Origin of the sequence: Legionella jamestowniensis, assembly GCF_001467745.1 — a bacterium.
GTDB lineage: Bacteria > Pseudomonadota > Gammaproteobacteria > Legionellales > Legionellaceae > Tatlockia > Tatlockia jamestowniensis.
In genome coordinates, this window is record NZ_LNYG01000013.1 from 2285810 (window position 1) to 2300643 (window position 14834).

Here is a 14834-nt window from a genome sequence, read left to right on the forward strand (position 1 = left end):
AGCTTCTATGCCAAAACGAACTGACATTAAATCGATCCTCATTCTGGGGGCTGGCCCCATTGTAATTGGTCAAGCTTGTGAATTTGATTATTCCGGCACCCAGGCAGTTCGCGCACTCAAGGAAGAAGGTTTCCGTGTTATTTTGGTCAATTCCAATCCGGCAACCATCATGACCGATCCTGAGCTTGCTGATGCGACTTATATTGAACCGATTCAGTGGAAAGAAGTAGAGCGTATTATTGAGAAAGAACGTCCTGATGCCTTGTTGCCGACAATGGGAGGGCAAACTGCGCTGAATTGTGCTTTGGATCTCGTCCGGGAAGGGGTGTTGGCCAAATTTTCGGTTGAGATGATTGGGGCAACTCGTGAAGCGATTGATAAAGCAGAAGACAGAGAAAAATTTCGCCAATTAATGAAAAAAATTGGTTTGGAAATGCCACGCTCGGCCATCGCCCATAGTCTTGAAGAAGCATTTCAAGTGCAAGCACAATTAGGATTTCCAGCCATTATTCGCCCTTCGTTTACCATGGGGGGAAGCGGCGGAGGTATTGCTTACAACCGTGAAGAGTTTGAAGAAATTTGCACCCGCGGTTTACAGTTATCCCCTACTCATGAGTTATTGATTGATGAATCAGTACTTGGCTGGAAAGAATATGAAATGGAGGTAGTCCGCGATAAAAAAGACAATTGCATTATTGTCTGTACTATCGAGAATTTTGACCCCATGGGTGTCCACACAGGTGACTCGATTACTGTAGCACCCGCACAAACACTCACTGATAAAGAATATCAGCGCATGCGTGATGCAGCGATTAAAGTGCTAAGGGCGGTAGGTGTGGATACAGGAGGCTCCAATGTTCAGTTTGCTATAAACCCTGAAGATGGACGCATGCTAATCGTTGAGATGAACCCTCGTGTTTCGCGAAGCTCCGCTTTGGCCTCCAAAGCAACAGGTTTTCCCATTGCTAAAATTGCAGCCAAATTAGCAGTCGGTTATACTCTGGATGAGCTGGCTAATGAAATAACAGGTGGTAAAACACCGGCATCCTTTGAGCCTAGCATTGACTATGTAGTCACCAAAGTTCCCCGTTTCAATTTCGATAAGTTTCCCCAGACGCCTACTACGTTAACCACACAAATGAAATCGGTTGGTGAAGTCATGGCTATCGGGGCGAATTTCCAAGAATCACTACAAAAGGCTATCCGTGGCTTGGAAATTGGTCGTTCTGGTTTGGAGCCTCTTTTTGCAAAGGGCGATTTGGCACGTTTACGTGGCCATCTTAGAGAACCAACACCTGACCGGTTGTGGTACGTGGCCGATGCATTTCGCCATGACTTGTCGCTTGAAGAGATTCATTTGGAAAGTAAAATTGATCCTTGGTTTTTAGCACAAATTCAAGAGTTGGTATTGTTGGAAAATACCCTTCTTGGCCAATCTATTCAAATGATTGACAAAGTAACCATGCAACAGTTGAAGCGTCGCGGTTTTTCTGACGCCTATCTGGCGCGGTTATTGTTAAGTAGTGAGCAACAAGTAAGAGCGCATCGTTTAGAGCTTGGTGTTACACCCGTCTATAAACGAATTGACTCCTGTGCTGGCGAGTTTCCAAGCGATACCGCCTATCTTTATTCTTGTTATGAAAGTGCTTGTGAAGCAAAACCTGAAACGAATCAGAAAAAAATTATGATTTTAGGAGGAGGGCCTAATCGTATTGGTCAAGGGATTGAATTTGATTATTGTTGTGTGCATGCGGCCATGGCATTAAGAGAAGCTGGTTACCAGACAATTATGGTAAATTGTAATCCTGAAACCGTTTCTACTGATGTTGATACTTCCGATAGACTCTATTTTGAACCCGTAACACTCGAAGATGTGTTATCCATTGTTGCTGTCGAAAAACCGGAAGGCGTGATTGTTCACTATGGTGGACAAACACCCTTAAAATTGGCGAGGGCACTTGAAGAAAATGGCGTTAAAATCATTGGTACATCGCCAGATGCCATTGATCAGGCAGAAGATAGGGAGCGCTTTCAGCAACTTGTGTCAGAACTTAATTTGCATCAACCTGCAAATGGCACAGTTCGAAGTGAAGAAGAAGCGATAGAACTGGCCAAACAAATCGGATATCCCTTAGTTGTAAGACCATCTTATGTGCTTGGTGGCAGGGCAATGGAAATTGTTTATCAAGAAGAAGATTTGCGCCAATACCTGTCTAAGGCAGTAGACGTATCCAATGATTCGCCAGTTTTATTGGATAAATTTCTCAATGATGCCATTGAGGTTGACATTGACGCTATTTGTGACGGCCAGGAGGTATTGATAGGTGGTATCATGGAACATATTGAACAAGCGGGAATCCATTCGGGGGATTCTGCGTGTACGTTACCGCCATTCAGCTTAAGCGTCGTCGTTCAGCAAGACTTAATGGAACAAATTCGGCAATTAGCTTTAAAATTAGGTGTTGTTGGTTTGATCAATGCGCAATTTGCCATTCAGGCTGATGATATTTACGTGCTTGAAGTGAATCCACGTGCTTCAAGAACGGTACCTTTTGTGTCTAAAGCAACGGGATTACCTTTAGCTAAAATTGCTGCACGATGCAAAGTGGGTCAAAGTTTAAAAGAGCAGGGCTTAAGTATGCACTACCCAATGCCAGCATTTTATTCTATTAAACTCCCTGTCTTTCCATTTATTAAGTTTGCTGGTGTGGATTCTATTTTAGGACCTGAAATGAAATCAACCGGTGAAGTGATGGGGATCGCCAGACGATTCGGGCAAGCCTATGCAAAAGCGCAGCTAGGCGCTAGTTGCAATATTGTGAGACGTCGTAAAGCGTTTGTCTCAGTGCGTGATGCGGATAAAGCACGTGTGGGGGAAATAGTAAAACGTCTCATTCAGCTTGGCTTTGAAATTATTGCAACGAGAGGAACTGCGCTGGTTTTGCAGGCAGCGGGTATTGATTGCCGACGTGTTTTTAAAGTGGCCGAAGGCAGGCCTCATGTGGTAGATTTTATAAAAAATAATGAAATTGATTTCATTGTAAATACCACAGAGGGGAAACAGGCAACTGCTGATTCTTTTGCCATAAGACGCAATGCGTTGCAGCATAAGGTCAGCTATACTACTACGTTGTCCGGCGCAGAAGCTGCGTGCCTGGCGATGAAATATGAAGATCGAGAAACAGTTACTCGGTTACAGGATTTACACTAGAGGTGGATATGCAAAAGCATCCAATGACTATTCAAGGCGCAGAAGCGCTTAAAAATGAACTCCATCGATTAAAGACGATTGAGCGGCCAAGAATCATCGAAGCGATAGCCACGGCTCGTGCCCACGGTGATTTAAAGGAAAATGCCGAATACCATGCAGCTCGTGAAGAGCAAAGCTTTAATGAAACACGCATTAAAGAACTTGAAGCCAAGCTTTCTAATGCTCAGGTTGTTGATCTTAGCAAGGTACCAAATAATGGTAAGGTCGTTTTTGGTGCTTTAGTTCATGTTTATCATATTCAATCCGATGCTAACATTAGTTACCGCATTGTCGGTGAAGATGAGGCAGATATTAAAATTAACAAAATCTCCTACAGTTCTCCTATTGGCCGTGCTTTGATTGGCAAACAAGTTGATGATACTGTCACAGTGAAAACACCAGGTGGTATGGTTGAATATGAGATTGTAGGGGTTGATTACCATAATGGTGAGAGTATATAACTGTGGTCGATTCGTTTTACCCACTATCAAATCATGCATGGGCTTGAATGTTGGTTATAGGATCAACCAACTTGTATTGTATATGCTATTAATTAAAAAAATGCAACGCCCCGCGATTTATTCGCGGGGTCTAATCACTAAAGGCAGATGTGGATAGGGGTTAGGATGATTCTTGCTTATGGCAAATGATAAAAGGGATTAGGCAGTTTAAACCCTTTTTGCATATAACCACCCTTGATATCGCTGTATTGATCCCCAATAGACGCTACGATAGTATAACCTTGATTGGTAATTGACTCTCTTGCTTTTGTCTTAAAAGGGATGATTGACGATTGATTGTAATCATCGGGCCGCAAATACAAACCTGCCCAGTTCTTAAACCCTGCCTTCAATAAATTCGTTCTTGTGGCTTTAAGTTCGGAGATGCTTCGGCCGGTAACAAAAAATACTTGAACCCCATGCTTAATCGCATCATTGTAAAGTTTTACCATAGGTCGAATAGCAGGGGAATTTGCTGCCAATATTTCTTGGTGAATGAGCTTTTTATCGCCGATAAAATCGCGCTTAATCATGTTGTTGTAATTGCTTAAGCTGGTCTCGTCAATATCAAGAACAATTGCCAGTTTCTTAGGGTTTCCGTGACGTTCATTTATTGTTGCCTGTTTAATGATGTAATCTTGTGCCTGGTAGATGGCTTGCGCTAACTCTTTTTCATACAAACCAGAGTCATGATAGTTTTGAATTTCTTTCTTTAAGAGACTTAAATTGTCGGGTTCAGAGAATAAAGGAGAGGAAAAAAGGGAGATAAAACTTGCAATAATAAGCGTTTTGGCAATTGCTTTAATGGATCCTTTCATCATTAACTCAATAAATTAAGAGGGTTAAAATTATACCTTGAAATAAATGTATGTCAATTGGTCAGTTTGTGTTTATGTATTGCATTTGTGCAATAAAACTGATATTTAGGTAACAAAATTACTGAGAATATCATGCCGCAACCTTTAATCAATATTACCCGAAAGCAGGCTTTGCTTTTTGCAGGTTTTTTAGTCCTGTATGAATTTTTAACTTATATAGCCAATGACATGATAATGCCTGGAATGGTTCAGGTGGTTAGTTCATTTAATGGACCAGAATCAGCCATTGCTACGTCCTTAACGGTCTACATTTTGGGGGGGGCGAGTTTACAGTTGTTTTTAGGTCCCATTTCGGATCGTTTTGGCCGTCGTCCTGTCATGTTGTTTGGGGCGCTATTTTTCTTTTGTTGTACTGTGTTAATTGCTTGTTCGAATTCCATTGAGCAGTTTTTATTGGCGCGATTTTTTCAAGGCATGGGGCTTTGTTTTATTGCCGTGGTAGGCTATGCCACTTTACAGGAAATTTTTGCTGAGATGGATGCTGTCAGATTAATAGCCATCATGGCAAATGCTGCAATTTTGGCACCTTTAATTGGACCACTTTTGGGTGCGGTCTTTGTGCATTATTATCACTGGCGTTATATTTTTGTCATTATCGGAATTTTTGCACTTTTAGCGCTCTGGGGTTTATGGCGTTTTATGCCAGAATCGATAGGGCAAACCAAGCGGGATGGGGAGGCAATTAAACCTATTCCTTTATCTCCAAAAGTTGTGTTAAAAAACTATAAAAATTTGCTGCTCAATCCTGCTGTAGCAATGGGAGCTATTGCCCTAGGGTTTGCAGGTTTACCTTGCATTGTCTGGATAGCCTTGGCGCCTGTCATTTTAATCAAGGAAGCCCATTTATCGGTAATTGAATACGGCTTATGGCAAATCCCTTTGTTTGGGGCAAGCATTGCCGGCAATTTTTTCTTACTCAAACTAACGCATAAAGGTTCACTTAAAAACATTTTATGGCTCGGTTCACTTATAGTTGTAGTAAGTTTGCTGATGGTGGTCATTTTACCTTTGCTGATGGGTGGCCACTTCATGTGGCTTATGCCTGGGTTAATCGTTTATTTTTTTGGTTTAGGTGTGGTAGCAGCTCCTTTAAGTCGCCTCATCCTTTTTGCTACATCTGTGGGTAAAGGTACAACTTCTGCATTTATGAGTCTACTGGCTATGTGTATTCAGGCATTTGGTATTGAAGTAGCAAATTACATCTATGCAACCCATTTAAATGTCTTGTTTGCCCTTTATTGTGCTGCTTCAGGTATTATTTACTTTCTCTTTTTAATGGGCACATTTGGCTATATTAAAGAAACCGCTGCTGTATTGCCTATTGAGTGAACTTCTGTTAGCTAATTCTTAAAAAATAGAGTATTATTCGTCATTTGCTTCAAATAGAACCATTTTGGTACTATATTAAAAGAGGTAATATAAGACTTTTTTAGTACTAGATTATTTGGTGTGGGGGTGTTATGCTGCGCATCAGCAAATTGGCTGATTATGGAACAGTTGTTATGGTGTATCTCGCCAAACATTCACAGACATTATGTAATGCCCGGGATATTGCTCTGCATACTCATTTATCGGTTCCTACAGTCAGCAAAATATTAAAACGTTTAACCGCGGCAAAGTTGCTTACATCTGTGCGTGGCGTAACCGGAGGCTATCGTTTGCAACGAAGTGCTTCTGAAATTTCTGTAGCACAGATTATTTATGCTCTGGATGAACAACGCGGATTAACGGAGTGTAGTTTCCAGCCCAATGAATGTTCTTTACAAGGAGTTTGCCATATTCAGGGAAATTGGCGATTAATAAGTCAGGCCATAGAGACTGCACTGGATAGTGTAAGTTTGGAAATGCTGGCTAAACCCTCACTCCAGGCGTTTGAAATAGATCGCATCAAGCAGTTGGCAAGTGGAGTTACACATGGCTAAAAGCAGTGAACAAATTAATTCTCTTTTAGAAAGAGAGTATCAACATGGGTTTGTGACCGACATTGAGGTGGACACATTTGAGCCAGGCTTAAATGAGGATGTCATCCGTCGTTTGTCGGCTATAAAAGGTGAACCAGAGTTTTTATTGGAGTGGCGTTTAAAAGCATTTGAACATTGGCTAACGATGTCCCAACCTGAATGGGCTTCTGTGCATTATCCGCCGATTGATTATCAGGCTATTTCCTACTATTCAGCTCCGAAGAGCAAGAAAGATGCCCCCAAAAGTCTTGATGAGGTTGATCCAGAATTATTAAAAACCTATGAAAAATTGGGCATCCCACTCAAAGAACAGGAAATGCTGGCGGGAGTGGCTGTCGATGCAGTTTTTGACAGCGTGTCTGTAGCCACAACCTTTAAAGCCAAATTAGCAGAGGTGGGCGTTATCTTTTGCCCTTTTTCGGAAGCGGTGCATAAATACCCTGAGTTGCTTCGCCAGTATTTAGGATCTGTTGTGCCTTATCGCGATAATTTTTATGCAGCACTTAATTCAGCAGTATTTAGTGATGGCTCTTTCGTTTATATACCGAAAGGTGTTCGTTGCCCGATGGAGTTATCCACCTATTTTCGTATTAATGCAGCCTCTACAGGTCAATTCGAACGAACTCTTATTGTTGCGGATAGCGATAGCTATGTTTCCTACCTTGAAGGTTGTACCGCGCCAATGCGCGATGAAAATCAGTTGCATGCCGCCGTTGTTGAATTAGTGGCTCTGGATGGTGCACAAATTAAATATTCAACAGTACAGAATTGGTATCCTGGTGATAAAGAAGGTAAAGGTGGTATTTATAATTTCGTCACCAAACGGGGCGCATGCCGCGGCAAACGCTCTAAAATTTCCTGGACCCAGATAGAAACAGGTTCAGCCATTACCTGGAAATACCCTAGTGTTATTTTACAAGGGGATGAGTCGGTGGGGGAATTTTATTCCGTGGCCTTAACCAATAATTTGCAACAAGCTGACACGGGCACAAAAATGATTCACTTGGGTAAAAATACCCGCTCAACGATTATCTCCAAAGGAATAAGCGCCGGTCGGGCGCACAACGCTTATCGCGGATTAGTACGTATTGCACCAACAGCGACTAATGCGCGCAATTACACGCAATGCGATTCAATGCTGATGGGAAGTGAATGTTCAGCACACACCTTTCCCTATATAGAGGTAAAAAATCCAACAGCACAGGTGGAGCATGAAGCAACTACCTCAAAAATCAGCGAAGAACAACTATTTTATTGTCAACAACGTGGTATAGGCATGGAAGATGCGGTATCGATGATTGTCAATGGTTTTTGTAAACAAGTTTTAAAAGAACTACCTATGGAATTTGCGGTGGAAGCTACCAAGTTACTAGGTATTAGTTTGGAAGGGGCAGTAGGTTAATATGTTAACAATTGAGCAATTAAATGTCGCAATTAATGCGCAGCCTATCTTAAAAGGCATTAATCTTAATGTGAAACCGGGTGAGGTTCATGCCATCATGGGGCCTAATGGTTCTGGTAAAAGCACACTATCTAAAGTGCTTGCCGGTCATCCAGCCTATGAGGTAACCAGTGGGACAATCAATTATCTCGGGGAAAATTTATTACCCTTGGCGCCTGAAGAACGGGCACAAGCGGGAATTTTTATGTCTTTTCAATACCCTGTAGAAATTCCTGGGGTGACAAATATTAATTTTCTGAAAGCCTCTGTCAATGCAGTACGCAAGACACAAGGTAAGAAAACCCTGGATGCAATTGAGTTTTTAAGTTTTATTCGCGAAAAATGCCAACTATTGGACATGGATGAGAGCTTTTTGTATCGCAGTATTAATGAAGGTTTTTCTGGTGGCGAAAAAAAGCGCAATGAAATTTTACAGATGTTAGCGCTGGAACCAAAGCTTGCAATTTTAGATGAAACGGATTCTGGTCTAGATATTGATGCCCTGCGCATTATTTCTCAAGGGGTTAATGCCATGCGTTCCCCTGAGCGAGCGATTATTTTGGTAACCCATTATCAACGTCTTTTAAATTATATTGAACCTGATTTTATCCACGTTTTAGCAAACGGTCGCATTGTACGATCAGGCGATAAGTCTTTAGCCCTAGAATTGGAAGAAAGAGGCTATAGTTGGCTTGAGGAGATGGAACAGGCATGAGCGAGGTTCTTGATTTTTATCAAAAGCAGGCTAAAGAAGGATTGTCCTCTATTCCTTGGCTAGCTGAATTGCAAGAAAAAGGCTTGCGCGAATTGTCTTACTATGGTTTTCCTACCCGTCATGATGAAGAGTGGAAATACACGATGGTCGATGCGCTGCTTAAGCAACAGTTCAATAGACCGCAATCTGATAAAACTGAGGAAGCGAAAGAATCAGACATTCCTGTCAAGCATCAAGTTAATATTCAAAATGGTCGGATTATAGGCATTGAAGCGCTTGCCAAACAATTACCCTCAACAGTAATCCTACAACCTTTGTTTCAGGGATTAATGCAATATGAGAATAAAGTAAAACCTTATTTGGACAAGCTAGTGAAGCATGAGCACGGTTTTCATGCCCTAAATACAGCATTTTTAAATATCGGCATTGTGATTTATGTCCCTGCAGGGCTGGTTCTTGAAGAACCTATCGTTCTTTCCCATTGGCAAGACAGGGAACAGGCTGTGCATACTCGCCATTTGATAGTTTTAGAAGAGGGTGCCGAGGCTACTGTGATTGAGGATTATCGTGGTGCTGAGCAATCCAGTTATTTCACCAATACAATTACAGAGGTATGGACGGGTAAATATGCTAAATTAACCCATTACAAAATTCAGCGCGAGAGTAAGGCTGCTTATCACATTGGGCAAATTTCAGTGCAACAGGAAGAGAATAGCCAGTTTGATAGCCATTCACTAAGCCTCGGTGGCAAATTGGTTCGCAGTGATCTTAAGCTCTATTTAAATAAAGAAGGCGCAACATGTTTAATGAACGGTATTTATGCCCCCACTGATGGGCAGCATATTGATCACCACACTGCGGTTTATCATTTAGTGCCAAATTGCCGGAGTGAGCAAGATTATAAAGGTATCTTAACCGGCCGTTCCCGCGCAGTATTTAATGGCAAAGTTGTTGTGGCCAAAGATGCTCAACACACAGACGCCAGGCAGCAAAATAAAAATCTGCTGTTATCGGCACAAGCAGAGATTGATACCAAGCCACAGTTAGAAATTTTTGCTGATGATGTGGTTTGTACTCACGGTGCAACGGTGGGACAACTGGATGAAGAGGCATTGTTTTATTTGGCAACACGGGGAATTAGTAAACAGGAAGCAAGCCATTATCTAATTCAAGCCTTTGCCGCCGATAATTTACGTTTGGTTTCTCATCGGCCACTTGCTGAATGGATGGGAACTTTGTTAACCCAGCAGTTAAGGTGATAGCTATGAGTAGTGCAGCAGCATTGATTGATACATTGGATATCCCTGCGATACGCAATGATTTTCCAGTGCTTAAACAAACAGTAAATGACTATCCACTAACATATTTGGATAATGCAGCAACAACACAAAAGCCACAAGCGGTCATTGATGCTATCTCTCATTATTATGCGCATGATAATGCCAATGTGCATCGTGGCGTTCATGCTTTAAGTGTTCGCGCTACCCACCAGTTTGAAGCGGTTCGCAATAAAGTTCAGCGATTTATTAATGCAAAATCGGCGCGTGAATGTATCTTTGTTCGTGGTACCACCGAAGGGATTAATTTGGTGGCACAAAGTTTTGTGGCGCCACGTATATTGCCTGGCGAAGAAATTTTAATTACTCACCTGGAACATCATTCCAATATTGTGCCTTGGCAAATGGTATGTAAGAAAACAGGAGCGCGTTTACAAGTGGCGCCCATTTCTTTCGATGGTGATGTGTTGTTAGATGAGTTTGAAAAAAAATTAAGCGAGAATACCAAGTTTGTGGCGATTAATTATGTTTCTAATGCATTGGGAACGATTAATCCCGTTAAAAAGATGATTGAGATGGCTCATGCTTATGGGGCCCTCGTGTTACTGGATGGTGCTCAAGCAACCGCCCATTTACCAGTTGATGTGCAGGCCCTGGATTGCGATTTTTATGCCTTTTCAGGTCATAAAATGTATGGTCCCACAGGGATTGGTGTGCTATGGGGCAGGGAAAAATTACTGGATGACATGGCACCTTATCAAGGTGGGGGTGAAATGATCAACTATGTGACTTTTGAAGCCACCGATTATGCACAGCTTCCTCATAAATTTGAAGCAGGGACGCCAAATATTGCCGGTGCTATAGGTTTGGGCGCCGCAATTGATTATTTATGGTCTTTGGATATGGAAGCGATAGCTGCTTATGAAGCACATTTATTAGATTATGCAACGCTTGCAGTGCAGTCAGTCAAAGGGTTTAACATTGTAGGGACTGCGAAAAAGAAAGTACCTATCATTTCTTTTGTCCATGGCAAGATTCATGCGCATGATATCGGAACCATTTTGGATTCTTTAGGTATTGCCACCCGCAGTGGCCATCATTGTACGATGCCGCTAATGGATTTCTTAGGCGTTGCTGCGACAAGCCGTATTTCTTTATCGTTCTATAATACGAAAGAAGAGATTGATCGCTGCGTACAAGCGCTGCATAAAGTAAAAGAGGTGTTTGCATGACGATGGAACTGCGGGAACTTTATCAGGAAATTATTATCGATCATAATCGCAATCCTCGTCATCATTATGCGATGGCCGATGCGAACACCCAGGCACAAGGGTTTAATCCATTATGTGGCGACAAGCTAACGGTTTATTTAAAACTCGATGGCGGTAAGATAACCGACGTTAGTTTTGTAGGTTCGGGTTGTGCGATTTCCCAAGCCTCTGCTTCCTTGATGACTGAAGCCTTGGTGGGGAAAACCATAGCTGAAGCACATGAACTGTTCCATCGCTTTCATTCAATGATTACCTCTGATGAAGAGCAAACTGTATCATTGGATAAATTAACAGTTCTCGCGGGCGTTAAAGCCTATCCTGCCCGGGTAAAATGTGCCACTTTAGCTTGGCATACCTTGGAGGCTGCACTCAATAAAAGCAAGGAAACAGTGAGCACGGAGTGAGGCAATGTTTGGATTTAGAAAAAAGCAGGATAATGAAGCATTGAAAGAAGCAGTGGTTGCAGCTTTAAAAACGGTTTTTGATCCCGAAATACCCGTTAACATTTACGATTTGGGATTAATTTATGACATCGCTATCAATGAAGAGCAGCATGTTCATGTTCAGATGACGTTGACTACTCCAGGCTGCCCTGTGGCACAAACTTTTCCGGGAACTGTTGAGCAAACAGTGAATCAGGTAGAAGGTGTTAATGATTGTACTGTGGAGTTGGTTTGGGATCCTCCATGGACTCAAGACCGTATGACAGAAGCAGCACGTTTGGAGCTGGGGATTTTTTACTAGTCATGAACGAAACGCTTTGGCGACCTTCTGCCCCTTTAGAGATTTTACAGCAGCGTGCGCAATGTCTATCACAAATACGCTCCTTTTTTCAGCAGCGGGGCTACCTTGAGGTTGAAACTCCTGTCATGGCCCGTTTTGGCATTACTGATGTCTATCTTTCTAATATTAAAGCGACATTCAGGGGAGGATCGTATAATTTACAAACTTCGCCTGAATATCACATGAAACGCCTGTTAGCTGCGGGCAGTGGTCCAATTTTTCAACTGGCCCGTGTTTTTCGTGATGATGAATTAGGCCGATGGCATAATCCTGAATTTACTATGTTGGAATGGTATCAGGTAAATATAAATCATCATCAGCTAATGGATGAAGTAGATGCCTTGCTCCAACTTGTTTTGCAATGTAAATCGATGATAAGAAAGACTTATCGGCAAGCGTTTCTTGAAATCTGTAGGTTTGATCCATTCACTGTCACTATTCCCGAGTTGCAAACATTTTTAAAACAACATGAACTTGATAATGTTCTAGCCCCTAATGAACTAGATCCTGATCAATATTTATTTTTAATCATGAGTCATATTGTTGAACCCGCATTTGCCGAAGAGACTGTACCAGTCGCTCTTTACAATTTTCCACCATCCCAGGCTGCCTTGGCCAGAGTGCATCAAGGAGCTGCTGAGCGTTTCGAAGTCTATTTTAAAGGTGTTGAACTCGCCAATGGCTTTCATGAGCTAACCGATATAAAAGCCCAGGCTGAGCGTTTCAATCATGATTTGGCGATGCGACAACAAAAAGGACTTCTGCTTCCGGAGCCGGATGAATATTTATTACAAGCATTAGATCATGGTTTACCACCTTGTAGTGGTGTTGCCCTTGGTGTGGATAGATTAATCGCTTTGTCCCTTTCGCAAAGGAAATTAGCCGATGTCTTAGCATTTGATTTCTCGAGAGCATAATAAATTCTTGACTACTTCATCTGGTTAGGCGTCATTGCGAGCGCCAGCGAAGCAATCCAGTACGATTTTGAATATACATCTGTTCTGGATTGCTTCACTTCGTTCGCAACGACTTTATAAAAATCACTTCCCACATTACATTCCCGGACACCTCATACTGAATGCGGCATTAAGCTCCATCGCAAGTTTCATTCAATGATTGATCCCAAAAGATGGGCGCGCTTGTAGTGGCTCGATACTAGAGTTAATCGCGTTTAGAAAATTGAAATTTAAAAATTAATATTCTCTTAATAATAACTGTATAAAATATTTCCACTGCCACGTTTAGACTGATAGAGAATAGGTGTTTTATGAAATTTAAAGGGCAATTTGAAAACCGTTACAATGAATTTTGGAATAATCAGATAGTCTTATCTTATAAACAAATTAAAAATTCCTATAAGCAACCAGGTTTCTTTACCATTGATAATACGATTGATCAAGCCAATGCTGTCCACCACTATTGTGATGGAGTAGTATCAATCCTACGAAATCTGTCTCGTCAGTTTCCTTTTTTTACCGATAAAGAGCGCGTTGGCAGCTATTTTAACCAAACAAAGGAAGTTGTTATTTCCGACTTAAATAAGTTTAAAACCCATATAAAAAATCCAATGGTGCTTTCTGAAATAGAATATACACTAGCCGTGCTTGATACCATTACTCCTCAAGAGGCTATACAAGAAACTGACAGTGCTGATGAAATGAGAAACGAGTGGGAGGAAATGATGGAAACCTTCGATAAAGAGCATTCTTTAGGAAGCTTATTCACTCATTCAAGGGCGTCAGCTGCTTTATTCGACCAGGAAGAAGATGAAGAAATTAGTAAGTTTCTTAACAGCTAATTAAAATAAAGGCATGAAAGCACCTAGGCTTTCGTGCCTTTATTTTTAAACTCTTTCTCCAAAGCCAACTGAAGTTCAGGAAAACGAAATTTATAACCTGCCTCTGGTAATCGTCTGGGCACTACTCGCTGACCCTGCAAAAGTAGCGTTTCACCCATTTCTCCAAATAGAGTGCGAATAACAAAAGCTGGCAGTTTAAGCCATAAGGGACGATGCATGATTTTTGCCAAAGTTTTTGCAAACTCAGCCTGGCTGACGGGGTGGGGGGAGGTAAGATTAAATGGTCCTGTTAGATTAGTGTCCTTTAGTAAAAATAAAAAAGCGTCGATGACATCCTGGATATGTACCCAGGAAATGATTTGTTTACCATCCCCCATAACACTTCCTAAACCTAAGTTGAAGCTTGGTGTCAATTGCTTTAACATACCCTCGCCTTTTTTCAATACAACCCCAAAGCGCGTCACGGTAACTTTCATTCCATACTCGTATGCTGGCTCTAGGGCTTGTTGCCATTTTATACCAATTTCACTAAGAAAATCGTTCGGTTGAGAGAGATCTATAGGGGTATTTTCATCCAGCTCTTGTGGGTCGCCATTGGGCTGCAGACCATAAATACCTACCGCATTCGCACAATAAAAATGGGGTTTAGCTTGATGCGTAATTGCCCAATTTATCAATGCTGTGGTAGTGTCCACCCGTGAGCTAATTAATAACTTTTTTACCTTGTCATTCCAGCGAGATGCAGCAATATTATGTCCACTTAAGTTAATAATAACATCGTAATTTGTTGCCTCTAGTCTCGGAAGCATTTCCCAGGTTATTTGCGTTACATTTCCACAAAAATGCTGTTTTAATTTTTCTTGGGAACGGCCCAAAACAGTAATTTCATGATTGGGGAGTAAGGCTTTGACCAATTCACTACCAATGAATCCTGAAGCTCCTGCAATTAAAATATTCATG

14 protein-coding genes are annotated in these 14834 nt (G+C 41.7%); 12 read left to right on the forward strand and 2 right to left on the reverse strand.

What is annotated here, in order from left to right:
• The first annotated feature begins 7 nt into the window (after positions 1–7).
• Positions 8–3211 carry a carbamoyl-phosphate synthase large subunit gene (gene carB, locus Ljam_RS14560; RefSeq protein WP_058450702.1) on the forward strand — a complete coding sequence of 1068 codons (3204 nt, stop codon included), beginning with the start codon at positions 8–10 and terminating at the stop codon, positions 3209–3211.
• Between the two features lie 8 nt (positions 3212–3219).
• Positions 3220–3711 (forward strand): transcription elongation factor GreA, encoded by a 492-nt coding sequence (greA, locus tag Ljam_RS14565; RefSeq protein WP_058450847.1) that lies wholly within the window; start codon positions 3220–3222, stop codon positions 3709–3711.
• Positions 3712–3887: 176 nt separating this feature from the next.
• Here greA and Ljam_RS14570 read toward each other — a convergent pair whose 3' ends face one another.
• The gene (locus Ljam_RS14570; RefSeq protein WP_058450703.1) at positions 3888–4568 is read right to left on the reverse strand and encodes an HAD family acid phosphatase; all 681 of its coding nucleotides are present in this window, start codon (positions 4566–4568) and stop codon (positions 3888–3890) included.
• A gap of 132 nt (positions 4569–4700) precedes the next feature.
• Here Ljam_RS14570 and Ljam_RS14575 point away from each other — a divergent pair, with 132 nt between their 5' ends.
• From Ljam_RS14575 to Ljam_RS14620, 10 genes are all read left to right on the forward strand, one after another.
• Positions 4701–5957, forward strand: coding sequence for an MFS transporter (locus tag Ljam_RS14575; protein WP_058450704.1), 1257 nt, complete (start codon positions 4701–4703; stop codon positions 5955–5957).
• A 131-nt stretch (positions 5958–6088) separates the two neighbouring features.
• Positions 6089–6550 carry an SUF system Fe-S cluster assembly regulator gene (locus Ljam_RS14580; protein WP_058450705.1) on the forward strand — a complete coding sequence of 154 codons (462 nt, stop codon included), beginning with the start codon at positions 6089–6091 and terminating at the stop codon, positions 6548–6550.
• Positions 6543–7991, forward strand: a complete 1449-nt coding sequence (gene sufB, locus Ljam_RS14585) for a Fe-S cluster assembly protein SufB (RefSeq protein WP_058450706.1) — start codon at positions 6543–6545, stop codon at positions 7989–7991. The genes Ljam_RS14580 and sufB overlap by 8 nt, the downstream gene beginning before the upstream one ends.
• Position 7992: 1 nt before the next feature.
• Complete coding sequence (gene sufC, locus Ljam_RS14590; RefSeq protein WP_058450707.1) at positions 7993–8745, forward strand: Fe-S cluster assembly ATPase SufC; 753 nt, start codon at positions 7993–7995, stop codon at positions 8743–8745.
• A complete protein-coding gene (gene sufD, locus Ljam_RS14595) occupies positions 8742–10004 on the forward strand; it encodes a Fe-S cluster assembly protein SufD (RefSeq protein WP_058450708.1) in 1263 nt (420 codons plus the stop codon). Before sufC ends, sufD begins: the two co-directional genes overlap by 4 nt.
• A 5-nt stretch (positions 10005–10009) precedes the next feature.
• A complete protein-coding gene (locus Ljam_RS14600; RefSeq protein ID WP_058450709.1) occupies positions 10010–11254 on the forward strand; it encodes a cysteine desulfurase in 1245 nt (414 codons plus the stop codon).
• Positions 11251–11697 carry a Fe-S cluster assembly sulfur transfer protein SufU gene (gene sufU / locus Ljam_RS14605; protein WP_058450710.1) on the forward strand — a complete coding sequence of 149 codons (447 nt, stop codon included), beginning with the start codon at positions 11251–11253 and terminating at the stop codon, positions 11695–11697. Before Ljam_RS14600 ends, sufU begins: the two co-directional genes overlap by 4 nt.
• A gap of 4 nt (positions 11698–11701) precedes the next feature.
• On the forward strand, positions 11702–12037 hold the full coding sequence (locus Ljam_RS14610) for an SUF system Fe-S cluster assembly protein (RefSeq protein ID WP_058450711.1): 336 nt from the start codon (positions 11702–11704) through the stop codon (positions 12035–12037).
• Positions 12038–12039: 2 nt separating this feature from the next.
• Entirely contained in the window at positions 12040–12993 is a 954-nt protein-coding gene (gene epmA / locus Ljam_RS14615) for an elongation factor P--(R)-beta-lysine ligase (protein WP_058450712.1), read from the forward strand.
• A gap of 350 nt (positions 12994–13343) precedes the next feature.
• A complete protein-coding gene (locus tag Ljam_RS14620) occupies positions 13344–13874 on the forward strand; it encodes a hypothetical protein (protein ID WP_058450713.1) in 531 nt (176 codons plus the stop codon).
• A gap of 23 nt (positions 13875–13897) precedes the next feature.
• On the opposite strand, the gene Ljam_RS14625 is transcribed toward Ljam_RS14620, so the two are convergent.
• Positions 13898–14833, reverse strand: coding sequence for a TIGR01777 family oxidoreductase (locus Ljam_RS14625; RefSeq protein WP_058450714.1), 936 nt, complete (start codon positions 14831–14833; stop codon positions 13898–13900).
• Between the last annotated feature and the right edge of the window lies 1 nt (position 14834).

What these genes read in the sequence shown, in the direction of transcription:
- Ljam_RS14580 (WP_058450705.1), top strand. Translation starts at nt 6,089, where the DNA reads ATGCTGCGCATCAGCAAATTGGCTGATTATGGAACAGTTGTTATGGTG.
- Ljam_RS14610 (WP_058450711.1), top strand. Translation starts at nt 11,702, where the DNA reads ATGTTTGGATTTAGAAAAAAGCAGGATAATGAAGCATTGAAAGAAGCA.
- sufC (WP_058450707.1), top strand. Translation starts at nt 7,993, where the DNA reads ATGTTAACAATTGAGCAATTAAATGTCGCAATTAATGCGCAGCCTATC.
- Ljam_RS14570 (WP_058450703.1), bottom strand. Translation starts at nt 4,568, where the DNA reads ATGAAAGGATCCATTAAAGCAATTGCCAAAACGCTTATTATTGCAAGT.
- Ljam_RS14625 (WP_058450714.1), bottom strand. Translation starts at nt 14,833, where the DNA reads ATGAATATTTTAATTGCAGGAGCTTCAGGATTCATTGGTAGTGAATTG.
- Ljam_RS14600 (WP_058450709.1), top strand. Translation starts at nt 10,010, where the DNA reads ATGAGTAGTGCAGCAGCATTGATTGATACATTGGATATCCCTGCGATA.
- carB (WP_058450702.1), top strand. Translation starts at nt 8, where the DNA reads ATGCCAAAACGAACTGACATTAAATCGATCCTCATTCTGGGGGCTGGC.
- greA (WP_058450847.1), top strand. Translation starts at nt 3,220, where the DNA reads ATGCAAAAGCATCCAATGACTATTCAAGGCGCAGAAGCGCTTAAAAAT.
- Ljam_RS14575 (WP_058450704.1), top strand. Translation starts at nt 4,701, where the DNA reads ATGCCGCAACCTTTAATCAATATTACCCGAAAGCAGGCTTTGCTTTTT.
- Ljam_RS14620 (WP_058450713.1), top strand. Translation starts at nt 13,344, where the DNA reads ATGAAATTTAAAGGGCAATTTGAAAACCGTTACAATGAATTTTGGAAT.
- sufU (WP_058450710.1), top strand. Translation starts at nt 11,251, where the DNA reads ATGACGATGGAACTGCGGGAACTTTATCAGGAAATTATTATCGATCAT.
- sufD (WP_058450708.1), top strand. Translation starts at nt 8,742, where the DNA reads ATGAGCGAGGTTCTTGATTTTTATCAAAAGCAGGCTAAAGAAGGATTG.
- sufB (WP_058450706.1), top strand. Translation starts at nt 6,543, where the DNA reads ATGGCTAAAAGCAGTGAACAAATTAATTCTCTTTTAGAAAGAGAGTAT.
- epmA (WP_058450712.1), top strand. Translation starts at nt 12,040, where the DNA reads ATGAACGAAACGCTTTGGCGACCTTCTGCCCCTTTAGAGATTTTACAG.